The organism is Streptomyces flavofungini (genome assembly GCF_041028215.1).
In the GTDB taxonomy this organism is placed as follows: domain Bacteria; phylum Actinomycetota; class Actinomycetes; order Streptomycetales; family Streptomycetaceae; genus Streptomyces; species Streptomyces flavofungini_B.
On the sequence record NZ_JASKYR010000131.1, the window covers coordinates 1 to 14,698 of the forward strand.

Genomic DNA, 14,698 nt, shown 5'->3' on the forward strand with positions numbered 1-14,698 from the left:
GTCCACGTCCATGTCCATGTGCGCCATGTCGCCGCCCATGGACATGGACGTGGACGTGGGCGGCGACATGGCGCACATGGCCCATCCGATGCCCTCGGCACCGGCCTCGGGCCACGCGGCGATGCCGGACGAGGGCGTCTCGCACTGGGGGGGGGGGACCAGCCGCAGCGGTACGAAGACGGCGGCGGCGAGGGCGCGTCCGGTGCGGAAGGCGGCGGCCTCGCCGCGCCACAGCCACAGGGCGCAGAGCAGCGCGGCGGTGAGGTGGGCGAGGAACATCCCGGAGCCGCTGTGCCCGAAGACGGACATGATCCAGTGCGAGACGCCCTCGTCCGGCATCGCCGCGTGGCCCGAGGCCGGTGCCGAGGGCATCGGATGGGCCATGTGCGCCATGTCGCCGCCCATGGACATGGACGTGGACGTGGGCGGCGACGTGGCGGTCAGGGGCATCCGCGCGGGTCCCGGGGCGCTCACCCGCTGGGCGAGACCGAAGAGTTCGTGCAGGGCGAGCTGTGCCGTGACGGTGGCGGCGGTGACTTCCACGGCCCCGCGTTCGCGCCCGGTCAGCCACCACGCGGCGGCCGATGTGGCGGCGAACGCGTAGGCCACCGCCCACCAGGGCAGCGGGGCACCGGACATGAGCGCGTGACCCAGGGCCGTCGCCACCACGCACACGGCCGCGAACACGGCGGCTCGTGCGAGGCGGAAGGCGGGCCCTGAGGTCATGGGGAGCATCGTGCCAGGCGTGGCCGGAGCCGTGGGCGGCAGTCCCGGAGTCCACTACACATGCCCTCTACACGTAACGCGCGAGCCGTACCCGTGAGGCCGAAGGCTCTCGGGTACGGCTCGGGCTCAGCAGATCGAAAGGCGCTAGGAGCGGTCGCCCGCGTCCTGTCCGTCCAGGGACTCGACGGTCTCGCGCGGTCCGGGGACGTGCGCGGCGGCGGTGTCCGGGAGGCCGCGGCGCCGGGCGATGAGGCCGCCCGCGTACTGTGCGACGGGCTGGGTGTAGCGGGCCGTCAGCGGGCCGATGATGACGAGGATCAGGACGTACGCCGTGGCCAGCGGCCCGAGCATGGGTTCGATGCCCGCGGCGACCGCGAGTCCGGCGATGACGATGGAGAACTCGCCCCGCGCCACCAGTGCGCCGCCCGCGCGCCAGCGTCCCCGGACGGAGACGCCCGCCCTGCGGGCCGCCCAGTAACCGGTGGCGATCTTCGTGAGCGCGGTGAGGACGGCGAGCGCGAGGGCCGGGAGCAGGACGGGCGGGATGCTCGCGGGGTCGGTGTGCAGGCCGAAGAAGACGAAGAAGACGGCGGCGAAGAGGTCCCGCAGCGGAGCGAGCAGCGAGTGGGCTCCCTCGGCGACCTCACCGGAGAGCGCGATGCCGACCAGGAAGGCGCCGACGGCGGCGGACACCTGGAGCTGCTGGGCGAGCCCGGCGACCAGGATGGTCAGGCCGAGCACCACGAGGAGCAGCTTCTCGGGGTCGTCGCTGGAGACGAAGCGGGAGATCAGCCGTCCGTAGCGCACCGCGAGGAAGAGCACGATCCCGGCCGCGCCGAGCGCGATGGCCAGCGTGAGGCTGCCCGCGGCCAGGCCGACGCCCGCGAGGAGCGCGGTGATGATCGGCAGGTAGACGGCCATCGCCAGGTCTTCGAGGACGAGGATGCTGAGGATGACCGGGGTCTCGCGGTTGCCGAGCCGTCCGAGGTCGCCGAGGACCTTGGCGATGACGCCGGAGGACGAGATCCAGGTGACGCCCGCGAGGACCACGGCGGCGACCGGGCCCCAGCCCATCAGGAGCGCGGCGACGAAGCCGGGGACGGCGTTGAGCGTCATGTCGACGAGACCGGCGGGGTACTGCGTCTTGAGGTTGCTGACGAGGTCGCTCGCGGTGTACTCCAGGCCGAGCATCAGCAGCAGCAGGATGACGCCGATCTCGGCGCCGATGGCGACGAACTCCTCGCTGGCGCCGAGCGGCAGGAGCCCGCCCTGGCCGAACGCGAGGCCCGCGAGCAGGTACAGCGGGATCGGCGAGAACTGGAAGCGCCCGGCGAATCTGCCGAGCAGGCCGAGGGCCAGGATGATCGCGCCGAACTCGATCAGGAAGACAGCGGAGTGCACGCGATCACTCCCGCCCGAGTATCGTCGCGGCCGTCTCCACGCCTTCGCGGGTGCCGATCACGATGAGGGTGTCGCCGCCCGCGAGGCGGAAGTCGGGGGCGGGGGAGGGGATGGCCTCGGCCCGCCGCAGGACCGCGACGATCGAGACGCCGGTCTCGGTGCGCATCCGGGTCTCGCCGAGGAGGCGCCCGTTCCAGTGTGAGGTCGCCGAGAGCAGCACCCGCTCGGCGACCAGGCCGAGGTCGGTGGTGTGCAGCAGGTTCGGGCTGTGATGCGAGGGCATCAGCGCGTCGATCAGCGCGTCCGCCTCACCCGAGCTGAGGCGCAGCGACATCGCGCACTCGTCGGGGTCGTCCGAGCGGTAGGCGCTCAGGGTGCGGGCACCGTCCCGGTGCGCGACCACCGAGAGCCGCCGCTGTTCTCGGGTGGTCAGGTCGTACCGGATGCCGATGCCTGGAAGCGGCGTACGGCTGAGGCGTGATGCGGGCACAGCTCTCCCCTTGCGTCATGAGTGATCAACCCCGGCCTGTCACCCTATCGGGCGTTAAGGATTGGCAAAATTACGCGCGGGACACGGTCTCACCGCTGTAGGGGTCGTTCGGGCTCGGCGCTGTGGGGGTCGCTCGGGGCCGGTCGCTCAGGGGGTGCGCCGGGCGAGGACCGTCTCGACGGTGTCCGCCTGGTCGGCGGGCTTGTCCTCGCGGTAGCGCACGACGCGGGCGAAGCGCAGGGTGACGCCCGCCGGATAGCGCGAGGAGCGCTGGAGTCCGTCGTAGGCGATCTCCACCACCAGCTCGGGGCGGACCCGTACGACGAAGTCGTCCGCGCTGACCGCCAGCTCCTGGAGCCGCTCGGTCTGCCAGGCGAGCATCGCGTCCGTCATGCCCTTGAAGGTCTTGCCGAGCATGGCGAAGGTCCCGTCCGGGCGCCGGGCGCCCAGGTGCAGGTTGGAGAGCTTGCCGGTGCGGCGGCCCGAGCCCCACTCGGCGGCGAGGATCACCAGGTCAAGGGTGTGCACGGGCTTCACCTTCACCCAGGAGGCACCCCGGCGGCCCGCGTTGTAGGGGGCGTCGAGCGACTTGAGCACCACACCCTCGTGGCCGCGCCCGAGCGTCGCCTCGAAGAACTCCTGGGCCGCGGCGCGCTGCCGCTCGTCGGCCGGGTCCTCGACCAGGGTGCGGCGGACCCGCATCGGCTCGGGGACCAGGGCGGCGAGTTCCGTGTGGCGCTCGCCGAGCGGCAGGTCGACCAGGTCGCGGCCCGCCACCGACAGGGCGTCGAAGAAGACCGGCGACAGGGGCAGCTCGGCCGCCGCGGCGGCCACGTCGACGCGCGAGCCGACCCGCCCGGCGATGTCCTGGAAGGGCCGCGGGCGCCCGTCGTCGCCGAGGGCGATGACCTCGCCGTCCAGGATGAAGTGCTCGCCCGCGAGCTCCCGGGCCGCCGCCGTCAGTTCGGGCAGCCGGTCGGTGATGTCGTCCAGGGTGCGCGTGTAGACGCGTACGTCGTCCCCGCTGCGGTGCACCTGGACGCGGATGCCGTCCAGCTTCTCCTCGACGGCGCACGCGCCGACCTTGTCGATGCCCTCGGCGACCGACGTGGCGCCCTGCGCCAGCATCGGCTGGAGGGGGCGGCCCACCGTCAGCCGGAACTCGTCGAGCGCCGCGACGCCACGGGCGAGCAGCGCCTCGGCGACCGGCGCCACGCCCCCGGCGAACATCACCGAGCGCCGCACGGCGTCCGGCGGCGCCTGCGTGGCCACCGCGAGGCCCTCGACGGCGACCGCGTCCAGGGCGCCCTGGCGCAGCTCGCCGGTGAGCAGACCGACAAGGAGCTTCTGCTCGTCGGCGGTGGCGGCCCCCATCAACTCGCCCACCAGGCGTCTGCGCTCGGCCTGGGACCCGGCGCCGGACACCGCGCCGATCGCGGTCAGCGCCGCGTCCACACCGGCCACGGTCAGTGTCGCCTCGTCGGCGGGCGGTCCCGCCTCCTTGAGCGTGCTCCACCCGATGCCGAGCCGCCCCTGGGGCAGCCGTCCCGCGAGATAGGGGATGACGATCGGCACGTCCTCCGGCTCGGCCGCGCGGAACAGCTCGGCGAGCAGGGCGATCTTCCTCGTACGGGCGGAAGTGGCGGCCACTTCCTTGGACACGTGGGCGAGCCGGGCGAGCAGCATGGGGCCATCCTGCATCGGTCCCGGGCGTGGCGCAGCCGGGGCCGGTGGTCACCAGAGGTACGTGTGCACTCCGCTGTGACGGGCACTCGGGAGGCGCGGCGGCACGGCCGACCATGTGCCGCCGCGACGCCTCACCGACCGAGGAGAGTGACTCAGGTCACATGAACCTTTCGGCGCGCCGCCGTAATGGAGGGCCATGTCACGGGTCCTAAGGGCATGGGGACCCCACCGCAGGGGGTCCCGAGAACTGGAACAGCAGAAGTGGAGCTCGATCATGGCCGACACCCTCCAGCAGCCCGCCCGCGCTCGCCTCGTCACCCCGGACGGCCGCGAGCGCGCCCTGGCCGTGGTCCTGCGCTACTCGGCGGCCGACCCGCTCGCCGTGCAGATCACCTTCCCCTCCGAGGCCTCGCTCGACGGCATGGAGGTCACCTGGATCTTCGCCCGCCAGCTCCTCGACGACGGACTCACCTCCCCCGCGGGCGGCGGTGACGTGCACATATGGCCCTCCGGCCGGTCGCGCACGGTCCTTGAGTTCCACTCGCACCAGGGTCTGGCCCTGGTCCAGTTCGACACCCCCGTGCTGCGCCGCTTCCTGTCGCGCACCTACGCCAGCGTCCCCGCCGGGGACGAGGAGACCAGCCTCGATCTCGACCAAGGCCTCTCCCGGTTGCTCGGCGGCGTCTGACCGCCATCCGGCTTCCGGCCCGCGTGCGAGCGGCGCGGAGCACAGGTACTCCTGGACGCATGACACGGCGACATGAATCCGGTCAGGGCGAATCCGGTCAGGGCGAATCCGGGCAGGACAAATCCGGTCAGGACGTATACGGCGGACCCGGCCCGGATTACGGGCCCGAGCCCGAGGTGGAGCGGCAGGCACCGGCCACACCCACGGCCCTCGGCAAGAAGTCGTGGCGGGACGTGCTGCGCCGGACCATGGCCGAGTTCCAGCGCGACGAGCTCACCGACCGCGCGGCGGCCCTGACGTACTACGGCGTCCTGGCGCTGTTCCCCGCGCTCCTGGTCCTGGTCTCCCTGCTCGGCATCGCCGGAAGGTCCACCACGGACAAGGTGCTCGACAACCTCACCCAGCTCACGCCCGGCGCCGCACGCGAAGTGATCACCAACGCGGTGCGGCAGCTCCAGGGCAACGCCGGAGTCGGCTCCCTGATGGCCGTCGTGGGCGTCGTCCTGGCCGTCTGGTCCGCCTCCGGCTACGTGGCCGCGTTCATCCGTTCGGCCAACGCCGTCTACGACATCCCCGAGGGCCGCCCGGTCTGGAAGGTGCTGCCGGTCCGCGTCGGCGTCACCGTCGTCCTGATGGTCCTCGCCGTGCTCAGCGCGCTGATCGTGGTCTTCACCGGACCGCTGGCCCAGCAGGCGGGCACCGCGTTCGGCGTCGGCGACACCGCGCTGACCGTCTGGTCGATCGCCAAGTGGCCGGTGCTCGTCCTGCTGGTCACGGTCATGATCGCCATCCTGTACTGGGCCACGCCCAACGCCAAGGTCCGCGGTCTGCGCTGGGTCACCCCGGGCAGCCTGCTCGCCCTGCTGATCTGGCTGATCGCCTCCGCCGCCTTCGCGCTGTACGTGGCGAACTTCGCCTCGTACAACAAGACCTACGGCACCTTCGCCGGGATCATCGTCTTCCTGGTGTGGCTGTGGATCACCAACCTCGCGATCCTGCTCGGCCTGGAATTCGACGCCGAGACCTCCCGGCAGCGGGCCATCGCCGGTGGCCATCCGCCGGACGAGGAGCCCTACGTCGAACCGCGCGACACCACCAAGTGGGACGAGCGGGACCGCAGGCGGTTCGGCTCCGGCCACGGGGAGCCGTGACCCCCCGGCCTCCGCCGCTCCCTCAGCCTCAGCCGTACAGGGCGGGCCGCCGCGCCAGCTCGACCGCCGTGCGCCGCCCGCCCTCAAGAGCCGCGACCCCGGCCTCGGCCACGACCGCCGCCGCGTAGCCGTCCCACGCGCTCGGGCCCCTGACGCGGCCCGCGCGGGCGTCGGCGGCCCAGGCGCGCACCTCACGGTCGTAGGCGTCGGCGAAGCGGACCAGATAGTCCGGGGCACGTCCTCGCGCGCGCCGCCCGCCGAGCGGACGACCATGGAGTGGGCCTCACCCACCTGGGCGCTGCCGTGCTCGCAGACCGCCTCGCACCGCACCTCGTAGCCGAAGCCGCAGTTGACGAAGATCTCCACGTCGACGACCGCGCCGCCGGAGGTCTCGAAGAGCACCAGCTGCGGATCGAGCAGGCCACCGGGGGCGCCGGAGGAGGGTGCGGGGCGCAGCACCGTCACGGCGGTGATCTCCTGGCCGAGCAGCCAGCGGGCCGCGTCGATCTCGTGCGAGACGGAGCTGCTGATCAGCATCGACGAGGTGAAGTACGGGGGAGAGGACACATTGCGGTGGCGGCAGTGCAGCATGAGGGGGCGGCCGAGCCGCCCGGAGTCGAGCAGTGCCTTCAGGGCCGCGTACTCCGCGTCGTACCGGCGCATGAACCCCACCTGGATCAGCCTGCGCCCCAGCCGTGCCTCGGCCTCGACCACCCGCAGCGCCGACGCGGAGTCCGGCGTCAGCGGCTTCTCGCAGAGCACCGGCAGGCCCCGCGCGCACGCCGCGAGCAGCGCCTCCTCGTGCGCCCCCTCGGGCGAGGCCACCAGGACCGCCTCCACGCCGGGGGCGTCGAGCGCGGCCAGGGCGTCGCCGTGCACGGACACCCCGGGCCTCCCGGCCACCGCGGCCTCGGCCCGCGCGGTGTCGGGATCGGCGACCGCCACGACGCGGGCCCCGCCCACCGTGCCGCCGATCCGCCGTATGTGGTCGGCCCCCATGTGGCCCGCGCCGAGCACGGCCACCCCCAGCGCTCCAGCCATCCGACGTCTCCCGCGCTCACGCGGAGCCCGCGCGGCGGCGGGCCCTCACTCGACGATCTTCTTCTTCGCGTCCGTACGCCGGGACACCGTAGCCGCCCGCCGCCGCACCGCGATGACCAGGCCCGCGAGCACCGCGACCGAGCCCGCCACGACCATCATGAGCGCCGGCCAGTCGGAGTCGTCGGGGTCCATCAGGCCGCTCTCCCCGGGCCCCTGAGCGCGGGCGACCTTCGCGGGCGGCGGAAGCAGCGACCCCACCGGGCGCACCTTCCCCGCCGCTGCGAAGCCCCAGTCGAGCAGGGCCCTGGTCTCCTCGTACACGGCGTGCCCGCCGCCCTCCTGCGGGTTGAGCACCGTCACCACGAGCGTGCGCCCGTCCCGCTCGGCCGCGCTGATCAGGGTGGCGCCCGCGTGGCTGGTGTAGCCGTTCTTGACGCCGAGCAGCCCCGGGTACGGCGCGACGCCGTCCGCGCCGGTCAGGAGCCGGTTGGTGTTCTGGATGGGGTACGACCAGCCGCCCGCGGGGAACTGGGCGACACGCGTCGAGCAGTAGCGGGAGAACTGCGGGTCGGCGATCCCGGCCCTGCCGAAGACCGCCAGGTCGTACGCGGACGACACCTGTCCGTCGGCGTCGTAGCCGTCGGGCGAGACCACGTGCGTGTCCCTCGCGCCCAGCTCCGCCGCCTTGTCCCGCATCTGCTGGATGGAGCGGTCCAGGCCGCCGTTGAGCCGCGCGAGGACGTGCACCGCGTCGTTGCCCGAGCTGAGGAAGACGCCGCGCCACAGGTCGGCGACGCGGTAGTCGCGGCCGGGCGCCACCCCGACCAGGCTGCTGCCGTCACCGACCTGGTCGAGCTCGCGCTGGGCGACCAGGTGCCTGCTCCCGGCGTCCAGGTGCGGCAGGACCGCGAGGGCGAAGAGCGACTTGAGCGTCGAGGCGGGCGGCAGCGGGCGGTGGGCGTTCCGCGCGGCGAGCACCTCACCCGTGCGGGCGTCGGCCACCACCCAGGCGAGCGCGGACACCCGATCGGGCACCTGCGGCGCGCCGGGACCCAGCCTGACCTGCACGCCGGGCTTGTCGAGGAGGGCGGAGGAGTACGCGGGAAGGGGCCGCGGCGGCGCGGGCTCCGCCGGGGCGTCGGCGGCCGAGGCGGGTGTGGACAGGGCGGGTGTGGACAGGAGGACCAGAGCCCCGAGCGCGAGGGCCGCGGTGCGGACGGAGGGGGAGCGCGAAAGGTACCTGATGACCATTCAGTCACCGTATGAGCGCGACCGCGACTCCGCAGATCGGCTTGGCCCGCCCGGATGTATCGCGCGGTCGCCGCGGGGCGGGACGGCGTGGGGGGCCGGTCACACTCGCCCCCGCTGGTGCGCGCGTGCCATCCGCCACGGAGGTTCCGGGCGGGCCTGTACAGAGGCGGCGCGGGCGTCGCGCGAGACGCTCCCGGCGGTCTGTTCATGACGAGGGCGGGTACGCGCCTTCCACGACCGCCTGTCAGGATCGCAACGAGGGCAACGAGGGCGAGGAACGCAGATGGAACTCCCCAGCCGTAAACGCATCGCCGCGGTGATGGCCGCCTCGCTGACCGCGATCGGCGGGACCACCGCGGGCACGATCGGCGCCGGAGCACCCGGCGCCGTGACCGTCGGCGCCGCCGTCGCGGCGTTCGGGGTCGCGGCGGTGGCCGGTGCGGTCCGCCTCGGCACCAAGCCGGCCCCGGCGGCCTGAGACCGCCGGGCACGCGGCGGAGGGGCCCTGGCTCACGGGGCGGGCCCCTCCGCACCCGGTACGTACGAGGTCCGGTACGTACTAGGCGGGCAGGTGCTTCTCGATGGCGGCGACGAGTTCCGGAGCGTCGGGCTCGGTCTGCGGGGAGAAGCGCGCTACAGGGTCGCCCGAAGCGTCCACCAGGAACTTCTCGAAGTTCCACCTGATGTCGCCGGTATAGCCCTCGGCGTCCGGAGTGCTGACGAGCCGCGTGTACAGCGGATGCCGCCCGCCCCCGTTGACGTCGACCTTCTCCGTCATCGGGAACGTGACGCCGTACGTCGCCGAGCAGAACTCCGCGATCTCCTCGGACGTACCCGGCTCCTGCCCCATAAACTGATTGCAGGGCACACCGAGCACGCTGAACCCGCGCGCCGCGTACTGCTCGTGCAGCCGCTCCAGACCCGCGTACTGCGGGGTGAGCCCACACTTGGAGGCGACGTTGACGACGAGAACAACCTTGCCTTCGTACCGCTTCAGGTCGGCGGAGCCGCCCGTGAGGGCACCGATTTCTTCTTCGTAGACAGACATGGTGGGGAGCCTACGCCCCGGTAGCGGCGGTCAGGGCCGTCGCAGCCGCCCTGGACCAGTGCGGCTACTGACTGCCTCGCCGTCGGGCGTCACCCGCCGCCAGCCCCTGCTTTCGGCGGGCACCGCCCCACCGGCGGATGAGGCGACGGATGTCGGGTGCTCGTCGGCCGTACCTGCGCTGCCACACGCGGCCAAGAGCAGCACGGTCGCGACTTCAACGACCCGTAGGTCGGCCTTGAGGATTCGTGGCGCGATGCAGATGCCCCCTGGCGATCAGTTCGACCGTCAGGGCCACCGACACCGCCTGGATGGCCAGCAGGGCCAGGAGGACGAAGAGTTGTACCGCTCCGGCCAGAAGGGGGGACGCGCCGCCCAGGAGCATGCCTACGAAGGCGCCGGGCAGGGTGACCAGGCCCACCGTGCGGGTCTGGTCGAGGCCCGGCAGGAGGGCGTCCGAGGCGGCGGGGCGGATGACTTCGAGGCGGGCGTCGTGTTCGGCGAGGCCGAGCGCGAGGCCCGCCTCGAACTCGCCGTAGCGGGTGTGCAGCTCGTCCAGGGCGCGGCGCCCCGCCAGCACCGTGGCGGTCAGCGCGCCGCCGATGAGGATGCCCGTCACGGGGACCATCGCCACGCCCCGCACGGGCAGCAGCCCGGCGAGGGTCAGCCCCGTCACCACCGGGACGACGGGGCCCGCGACGGGCAGCGCGGCCCGCCACCAGGTGCCGTTCGGGGTGATGCGGCGCCCCGCCGTGCGGGTGGCGACGGCGCACATCAGCAGCAGGAAGGCGTAGAGCGCCGCCGTGTGGTGCACCACCCAGCCGATCACCAGCGAGACGGCCCCCAGCTGCACCGTGGCGCGGAGCCCGGCCAACAGGATCTCGCGCGCCCGCCCGCGCGACCCGTCAGGGGTCAGCCGGAAGACCGCCGCCGTCGCCGCCGCCAGGAGCAGCAGCACCGGAAGGACCACGGCGAGCGCCGGGCCGACCGGCAGCAGCGTCTGGGCAGCGAGATCACGCACGCGCCCACCTTAGGGGCCGTCGCGCCACCGCCCCCGGGCGGTTCACGGCCTGTTCAGGTACGCGAGGACCGCGAGGACCGCGAGGACCGCGAGGACTGCCAAGACCGCGAAGGCCGCGAGCCCCCGGGGATGCCGCGCCCCCGGGTCGCTGTCTTCCCCGGGCGCCACCGCGCAGAGCTCCCCGCCCCCGGGTGGGCCTCGGGGGACGATCCCGTGCCGCTGCGGACAGCCTGTGCCCGACCTGTAACGATGGGGCGGGAAAGACGTGCAGAGAGAGAAGGGCTGTAGTCATGGCGCAGCAGGTGCAAGGCGTGATCGCACGCGCGAAGGGCGAGCCGGTACGGATCGAGACCATCACCGTCCCGGACCCGGGCCCGGGCGAGGCCGTGGTGAAGGTCCAGGCGTGCGGGGTCTGTCACACCGACCTCCACTACCGCGAGGGCGGCATCAACGACGACTTCCCCTTCCTGCTCGGGCACGAGGCCGCGGGCGTCGTGGAGTCGGTCGGCGAGGGCGTCACCGAGGTCGAGCCGGGTGACTTCGTGATCCTCAACTGGCGTGCGGTCTGCGGACAGTGCCGGGCCTGTCGGCGCGGACGGCCCCAGTACTGCTTCGCCACGCACAACGCCGAGCAGAAGATGACGCTGGCCGACGGCACGGAGCTCTCCCCGGCGCTCGGCATCGGAGCCTTCGCCGAGAAGACCCTCGTCGCGGCGGGGCAGTGCACCAAGGTCGACCCGGGCGCCTCGCCCGCCGCCGCGGGCCTGCTCGGCTGCGGAGTGATGGCGGGCATCGGGGCCGCCATCAACACCGGCGATGTCGGGCGCGGCGACTCGGTCGCCGTCATCGGCTGCGGTGGCGTCGGCAATGCCGCCGTCGTGGGCGCCCGCCTGGCCGGTGCCGCGCGGATCATCGCCGTCGACATCGACGACAACAAGCTCCGGACGGCGCGGAGCCTCGGCGCGACCCACACCGTCAACTCCCGCGAGACCGACCCGGTCGAGGCCGTGCGCGAGCTGACCGGCGGCCATGGCGCCGACGTCGTCATCGAGGCGGTCGGCCGCCCCGAGACGTACGAGCAGGCCTTCTACGCCCGCGACCTCGCGGGCACGGTCGTCCTGGTCGGCGTGCCGACCCCGGAGATGAAGATCGAGCTGCCGCTGCTCGACGTCTTCGGCCGCGGCGGCTCGCTGAAGTCGAGCTGGTACGGCGACTGCCTGCCCTCGCGCGACTTCCCGATGCTCATCGACCTCTACCAGCAGGGCCGCCTGGACCTGGACGCCTTCGTCACGGAGACGATCGCCCTGGCGGACGTGGAGAAGGCCTTCGAGCGGATGCACCATGGTGACGTGCTGCGTTCGGTGGTGGTGTTCTGATGGCCGCCGGGACCACGGGAAGCGCCTCGGGCGCGCGCGTCGACCACCTCGTCACGTCCGGGACGTTCTCCCTGGACGGCGGCACCTGGGATGTCGACAACAACGTCTGGATCGTGGGCGACGACAGCGAGTGCGTCGTCATCGACGCCGCGCACGACGCGGACGCCATCGCCGAGGCGGTGGGGGACCGGCGTCTTGTCGCCGTCGTCTGCACCCACGCCCACGACGACCACATCGACGCGGCTCCGGCCCTGGCCGAGCGCACGGGCGCGCCGATCCTGCTGCACCCGGCCGACACGGAGCTGTGGAAGCTGACCCACCCCGACCGGGCGCCCGACGGCGATCTTTCCGACGGGCAGGAGCTCACGGTCGCGGGCACCGTCCTGAAGGTGCTGCACACGCCGGGCCACTGCCACGGCGCGGTCAGCCTGTACGCCGCGGAGCTGGGCACCGTCTTCACGGGCGACACGCTCTTCGCGGGCGGTCCCGGGGCGACGGGCCGCTCCTTCAGCGACTTCCCGACGATCGTCGCCTCCATCGAGCAGCGGCTCCTGACGCTGCCCGCCGAGACGGTGGTGCGCACCGGGCACGGTGACAGCACGACGATCGGCGCCGAGGCGCCGCACCTCCAGGAATGGATCGCCCGCGGGCACTGACGCGGCGATGACACGGCGCTGACATGACCGGCCTGTTCGGACCGGTCATATCGGGACGGCCCCGCACGGTTCGCCGTGCGGGGCCTTTCGCGTACGCGTCGCGCAGTGGTCGCGTACTGGCGACGCCCCTCGATCTCCGATAAGTTAGGCAAGGCTTACCTAATGGAGGTTCAGGATGGGTGTCCGTCACAGCAGCACGACCGTGCCCACAGCGGCGGCACGCGCGCGTTCCGTGCTTGCCACCGCATGGTCCTGCGCGGTGACCACGGAGATCGGCAGGGACGAACTCGTGGGCGCGCACAGTGTCACCGAGGACGGCAGACTGCGGCTGTGCCCGCCCGAGGACAGCGCGCTCGCCGCCGCCCTCATCTGCGCACCCCGCGGTGAACCGTCCACGCTGATCGAGTTCGCCGACGTCGCGCCGGTCCCGATGCGGGAGCGCGTCCGCGCCCGCCTCTGGCTCTCCGGAGCGCTCACCCACGACGGCGAGCACCTCCTCTTCGAACCGACCTGCGCGGTGCTGCACGAGGGGAGCGGCGAGCGGCAGGCCATCGAGCTCGACGAACTCGCCCTGACCGTGCCCGATCCGCTCGCCGAGGCGGAGTCCCGGCTGCTCACGCATCTCGCCGACGCCCATCCGGACGCCGTCGAACAGCTCACCCGCCTCATCAGCCCCGACAGCCTCCAGGGCGTGATCCGGGTCCGGCCGCTCGCCATCGACATGCACGGCATCACCCTGCGGCTCGAACGGGCGCGCAGCCAGGCCGACGTACGCCTGCCGTTCCACCAGACCGTCGAGGACGTCACCCAGGTGACGGACTGCATGCACGCCCTGCTGATGAAGGCCCGGCTATCGGCGTCCTGGCGCGGCCGGCCCGTCGGAGGCTGACCGCGTCGCCGCCGTGCCCGCCGTCCGCATCGACTTCAGCGCCACGAGCAGCACCCCGATGTCGTCGAGGAAGATGGGGTCGGGCAGCAGGTCGGCGGGGAGCACCAGATAGGCGATGGCTCCCCAGAAGACCCACTGCCGGTCGACGGGGAGCCCGGCTCTGCGCAGATCGCGGCGGGTACGCACGAGGCGTACGAGCAGCAGGACAGCGACGGTGAGCGTCGCGACGACCAGCACGGCCGCGGCGACGAGGAGAACGGTCAGTTCCGTGCTCATGCCTCTGTACGGTAGCGACTCACGCCGCCGGTCGGCGACTGCCGCGCGCTTGTGAAGGGCGGGACAGTCGCGGTCCCCGTGGCCCGGGGACACGTCAGGCCGTGCGGCCCGCCTCGTGGAAGGGCAGCGCGCACACCGCGACCGGCGCCGCGAACGGCTTTCCCGTCAGACGGAGCGCGCCGGTGTCCGCGTCGGCCTGGAACACGCTCACCGAGCCCGACTTCTGGTTCGCGGTGAACAGCAGCCGCTCCGAGGGCGAGAGCGCCAGATGCCGGGGGAAGTCCCCGTCCACGGAGACCGTGCCGAGCAGCCGCAGCCGGGCCCCGTCCTCCTCGACGGCGTACCGCGCGACGCTGTTGTGCCCCCGGTTGGCGAGGAAGGCGAACCGCCCCTCCCGGGTGACCGCGAACTGCGCCGGGTAGTTGGTGCCGTCGCCGGAGCCGGTCGGCTGCGGCTCGCCCGGGGTGAGCCGCCCGGTGGCCGGGTCGTACGCGCAGACGACCACGGTGTCGTCCAGCTCATTGGCGAGGTAGGCGAAGCGCCCCGAGGGGTGGAAGGCGAGGTGGCGCGGTCCCGCACCCGCCCGCAGCCGCGCGGACGACACCTGGCTCAAGGTGCCCGCCTTGGTGTCGAGGCGGTAGGTGTAGACCGTGTCGTTGCCCAGGTCGACGGCGAGGACGTACCGGCCGCCGGGGTCCGTGACGATCTGGTGGGCGTGCGGCCCGTTCTGGCCGGGTCCCGGCGGCGGCGTCGAGTGCCTGACGAGGTCGGTCCGCTCGCCGAGCGCGCCCGGGGGCCGGTGCCGGTGAGCTGCCCCGTGGTGTCGTCGTACGACGCCAGGCCGATTCCCTGGCCGCCGCCCTGCTGCGAGGTGTACGTCCCCAGGAACAACTGCCCCGCGCCGCGCGGCCGGTGCGCGGCGGACGRCGCCGTCTCGGTACGTCTGGACTCGGTGCGCCCGCGCTCCGGCGGACCCGGGGAGCCGCAGGCCGCGGTGGTCG

Annotated in this window: 15 protein-coding genes and 2 pseudogenes; 6 read left to right on the forward strand and 11 right to left on the reverse strand. The window is 73.1% G+C overall.

Features of this window, described 5'->3' with window-relative positions:
- The 4 genes from AB8Z36_RS11995 to AB8Z36_RS12010 all read right to left on the reverse strand — a co-directional run.
- On the reverse strand, positions 1-726 hold a 726-nt coding region (locus AB8Z36_RS11995; protein WP_369213235.1), incomplete at its 3' end, for a hypothetical protein.
- 144 nt (positions 727-870) lie between these two features.
- Complete coding sequence (locus tag AB8Z36_RS12000) at positions 871-2,127, reverse strand: cation:proton antiporter (protein WP_369213236.1); 1,257 nt, start codon at positions 2,125-2,127, stop codon at positions 871-873.
- Between the two features lie 4 nt (positions 2,128-2,131).
- The gene (locus AB8Z36_RS12005; protein WP_369213237.1) at positions 2,132-2,617 is read right to left on the reverse strand and encodes a cation:proton antiporter regulatory subunit; all 486 of its coding nucleotides are present in this window, start codon (positions 2,615-2,617) and stop codon (positions 2,132-2,134) included.
- A gap of 147 nt (positions 2,618-2,764) precedes the next feature.
- Entirely contained in the window at positions 2,765-4,303 is a 1,539-nt protein-coding gene (locus AB8Z36_RS12010; protein WP_369213238.1) for an ATP-dependent DNA ligase, read from the reverse strand.
- A gap of 274 nt (positions 4,304-4,577) precedes the next feature.
- Here AB8Z36_RS12010 and AB8Z36_RS12015 point away from each other — a divergent pair, with 274 nt between their 5' ends.
- Both AB8Z36_RS12015 and AB8Z36_RS12020 read left to right on the forward strand, forming a co-directional pair.
- Complete coding sequence (locus tag AB8Z36_RS12015; protein ID WP_369213239.1) at positions 4,578-4,991, forward strand: SsgA family sporulation/cell division regulator; 414 nt, start codon at positions 4,578-4,580, stop codon at positions 4,989-4,991.
- Positions 4,992-5,050: 59 nt separating this feature from the next.
- Entirely contained in the window at positions 5,051-6,142 is a 1,092-nt protein-coding gene (locus AB8Z36_RS12020; RefSeq protein ID WP_369213240.1) for a YihY/virulence factor BrkB family protein, read from the forward strand.
- Positions 6,143-6,170: 28 nt separating this feature from the next.
- Here AB8Z36_RS12020 and AB8Z36_RS12025 read toward each other — a convergent pair.
- Positions 6,171-7,183, reverse strand: a pseudogene (locus AB8Z36_RS12025) (Gfo/Idh/MocA family protein).
- A 45-nt stretch (positions 7,184-7,228) separates the two neighbouring features.
- Positions 7,229-8,434: a D-alanyl-D-alanine carboxypeptidase family protein gene (locus tag AB8Z36_RS12030; protein WP_369213241.1), complete on the reverse strand. Its 1,206-nt coding sequence runs from the start codon at positions 8,432-8,434 to the stop codon at positions 7,229-7,231.
- A 283-nt stretch (positions 8,435-8,717) separates the two neighbouring features.
- Here AB8Z36_RS12030 and AB8Z36_RS12035 point away from each other — a divergent pair, with 283 nt between their 5' ends.
- Positions 8,718-8,912: a hypothetical protein gene (locus AB8Z36_RS12035; RefSeq protein WP_369213242.1), complete on the forward strand. Its 195-nt coding sequence runs from the start codon at positions 8,718-8,720 to the stop codon at positions 8,910-8,912.
- 81 nt (positions 8,913-8,993) lie between these two features.
- Here the strand turns inward: AB8Z36_RS12035 and AB8Z36_RS12040 are convergent, their stop codons facing one another.
- The 3 genes from AB8Z36_RS12040 to AB8Z36_RS12050 form a co-directional block, all read right to left on the reverse strand.
- Positions 8,994-9,482, reverse strand: a complete 489-nt coding sequence (locus AB8Z36_RS12040) for a glutathione peroxidase (protein WP_369213243.1) — start codon at positions 9,480-9,482, stop codon at positions 8,994-8,996.
- Positions 9,483-9,696: 214 nt separating this feature from the next.
- Complete coding sequence (locus tag AB8Z36_RS12045; RefSeq protein WP_369213244.1) at positions 9,697-10,500, reverse strand: ABC transporter permease; 804 nt, start codon at positions 10,498-10,500, stop codon at positions 9,697-9,699.
- A gap of 42 nt (positions 10,501-10,542) precedes the next feature.
- A complete protein-coding gene (locus AB8Z36_RS12050; RefSeq protein WP_369213245.1) occupies positions 10,543-10,668 on the reverse strand; it encodes a hypothetical protein in 126 nt (41 codons plus the stop codon).
- Between the two features lie 122 nt (positions 10,669-10,790).
- Here AB8Z36_RS12050 and AB8Z36_RS12055 point away from each other — a divergent pair, with 122 nt between their 5' ends.
- From AB8Z36_RS12055 to AB8Z36_RS12065, 3 genes are all read left to right on the forward strand, one after another.
- Positions 10,791-11,876 (forward strand): S-(hydroxymethyl)mycothiol dehydrogenase, encoded by a 1,086-nt coding sequence (locus AB8Z36_RS12055; protein WP_369213246.1) that lies wholly within the window; start codon positions 10,791-10,793, stop codon positions 11,874-11,876.
- The gene (locus AB8Z36_RS12060; protein ID WP_369213247.1) at positions 11,876-12,532 is read left to right on the forward strand and encodes an MBL fold metallo-hydrolase; all 657 of its coding nucleotides are present in this window, start codon (positions 11,876-11,878) and stop codon (positions 12,530-12,532) included. The genes AB8Z36_RS12055 and AB8Z36_RS12060 overlap by 1 nt, the downstream gene beginning before the upstream one ends.
- 175 nt (positions 12,533-12,707) lie before the next feature.
- On the forward strand, positions 12,708-13,421 hold the full coding sequence (locus AB8Z36_RS12065; protein WP_369213248.1) for a DUF2470 domain-containing protein: 714 nt from the start codon (positions 12,708-12,710) through the stop codon (positions 13,419-13,421).
- Here AB8Z36_RS12065 and AB8Z36_RS12070 read toward each other — a convergent pair.
- Together AB8Z36_RS12070 and AB8Z36_RS12075 are read right to left on the reverse strand one after the other, a co-directional pair.
- Positions 13,383-13,697, reverse strand: coding sequence for a DUF1232 domain-containing protein (locus AB8Z36_RS12070; RefSeq protein ID WP_369213249.1), 315 nt, complete (start codon positions 13,695-13,697; stop codon positions 13,383-13,385). The genes AB8Z36_RS12065 and AB8Z36_RS12070 overlap by 39 nt on opposite strands.
- A 94-nt stretch (positions 13,698-13,791) precedes the next feature.
- Positions 13,792-14,698: pseudogene (locus AB8Z36_RS12075) on the reverse strand (lactonase family protein); the annotation flags it as partial.

Bases quoted from the DNA above. Each gene is read 5' to 3' on its own strand.
- AB8Z36_RS12010 (WP_369213238.1), bottom strand. From the start codon at position 4,303: ATGCTGCTCGCCCGGCTCGCCCACGTGTCCAAGGAAGTGGCCGCCACT.
- AB8Z36_RS12070 (WP_369213249.1), bottom strand. From the start codon at position 13,697: ATGAGCACGGAACTGACCGTTCTCCTCGTCGCCGCGGCCGTGCTGGTC.
- AB8Z36_RS12040 (WP_369213243.1), bottom strand. From the start codon at position 9,482: ATGTCTGTCTACGAAGAAGAAATCGGTGCCCTCACGGGCGGCTCCGCC.
- AB8Z36_RS12030 (WP_369213241.1), bottom strand. From the start codon at position 8,434: ATGGTCATCAGGTACCTTTCGCGCTCCCCCTCCGTCCGCACCGCGGCC.
- AB8Z36_RS12015 (WP_369213239.1), top strand. From the start codon at position 4,578: ATGGCCGACACCCTCCAGCAGCCCGCCCGCGCTCGCCTCGTCACCCCG.
- AB8Z36_RS12065 (WP_369213248.1), top strand. From the start codon at position 12,708: ATGGGTGTCCGTCACAGCAGCACGACCGTGCCCACAGCGGCGGCACGC.
- AB8Z36_RS12035 (WP_369213242.1), top strand. From the start codon at position 8,718: ATGGAACTCCCCAGCCGTAAACGCATCGCCGCGGTGATGGCCGCCTCG.
- AB8Z36_RS12020 (WP_369213240.1), top strand. From the start codon at position 5,051: ATGACACGGCGACATGAATCCGGTCAGGGCGAATCCGGTCAGGGCGAA.
- AB8Z36_RS12055 (WP_369213246.1), top strand. From the start codon at position 10,791: ATGGCGCAGCAGGTGCAAGGCGTGATCGCACGCGCGAAGGGCGAGCCG.
- AB8Z36_RS12060 (WP_369213247.1), top strand. From the start codon at position 11,876: ATGGCCGCCGGGACCACGGGAAGCGCCTCGGGCGCGCGCGTCGACCAC.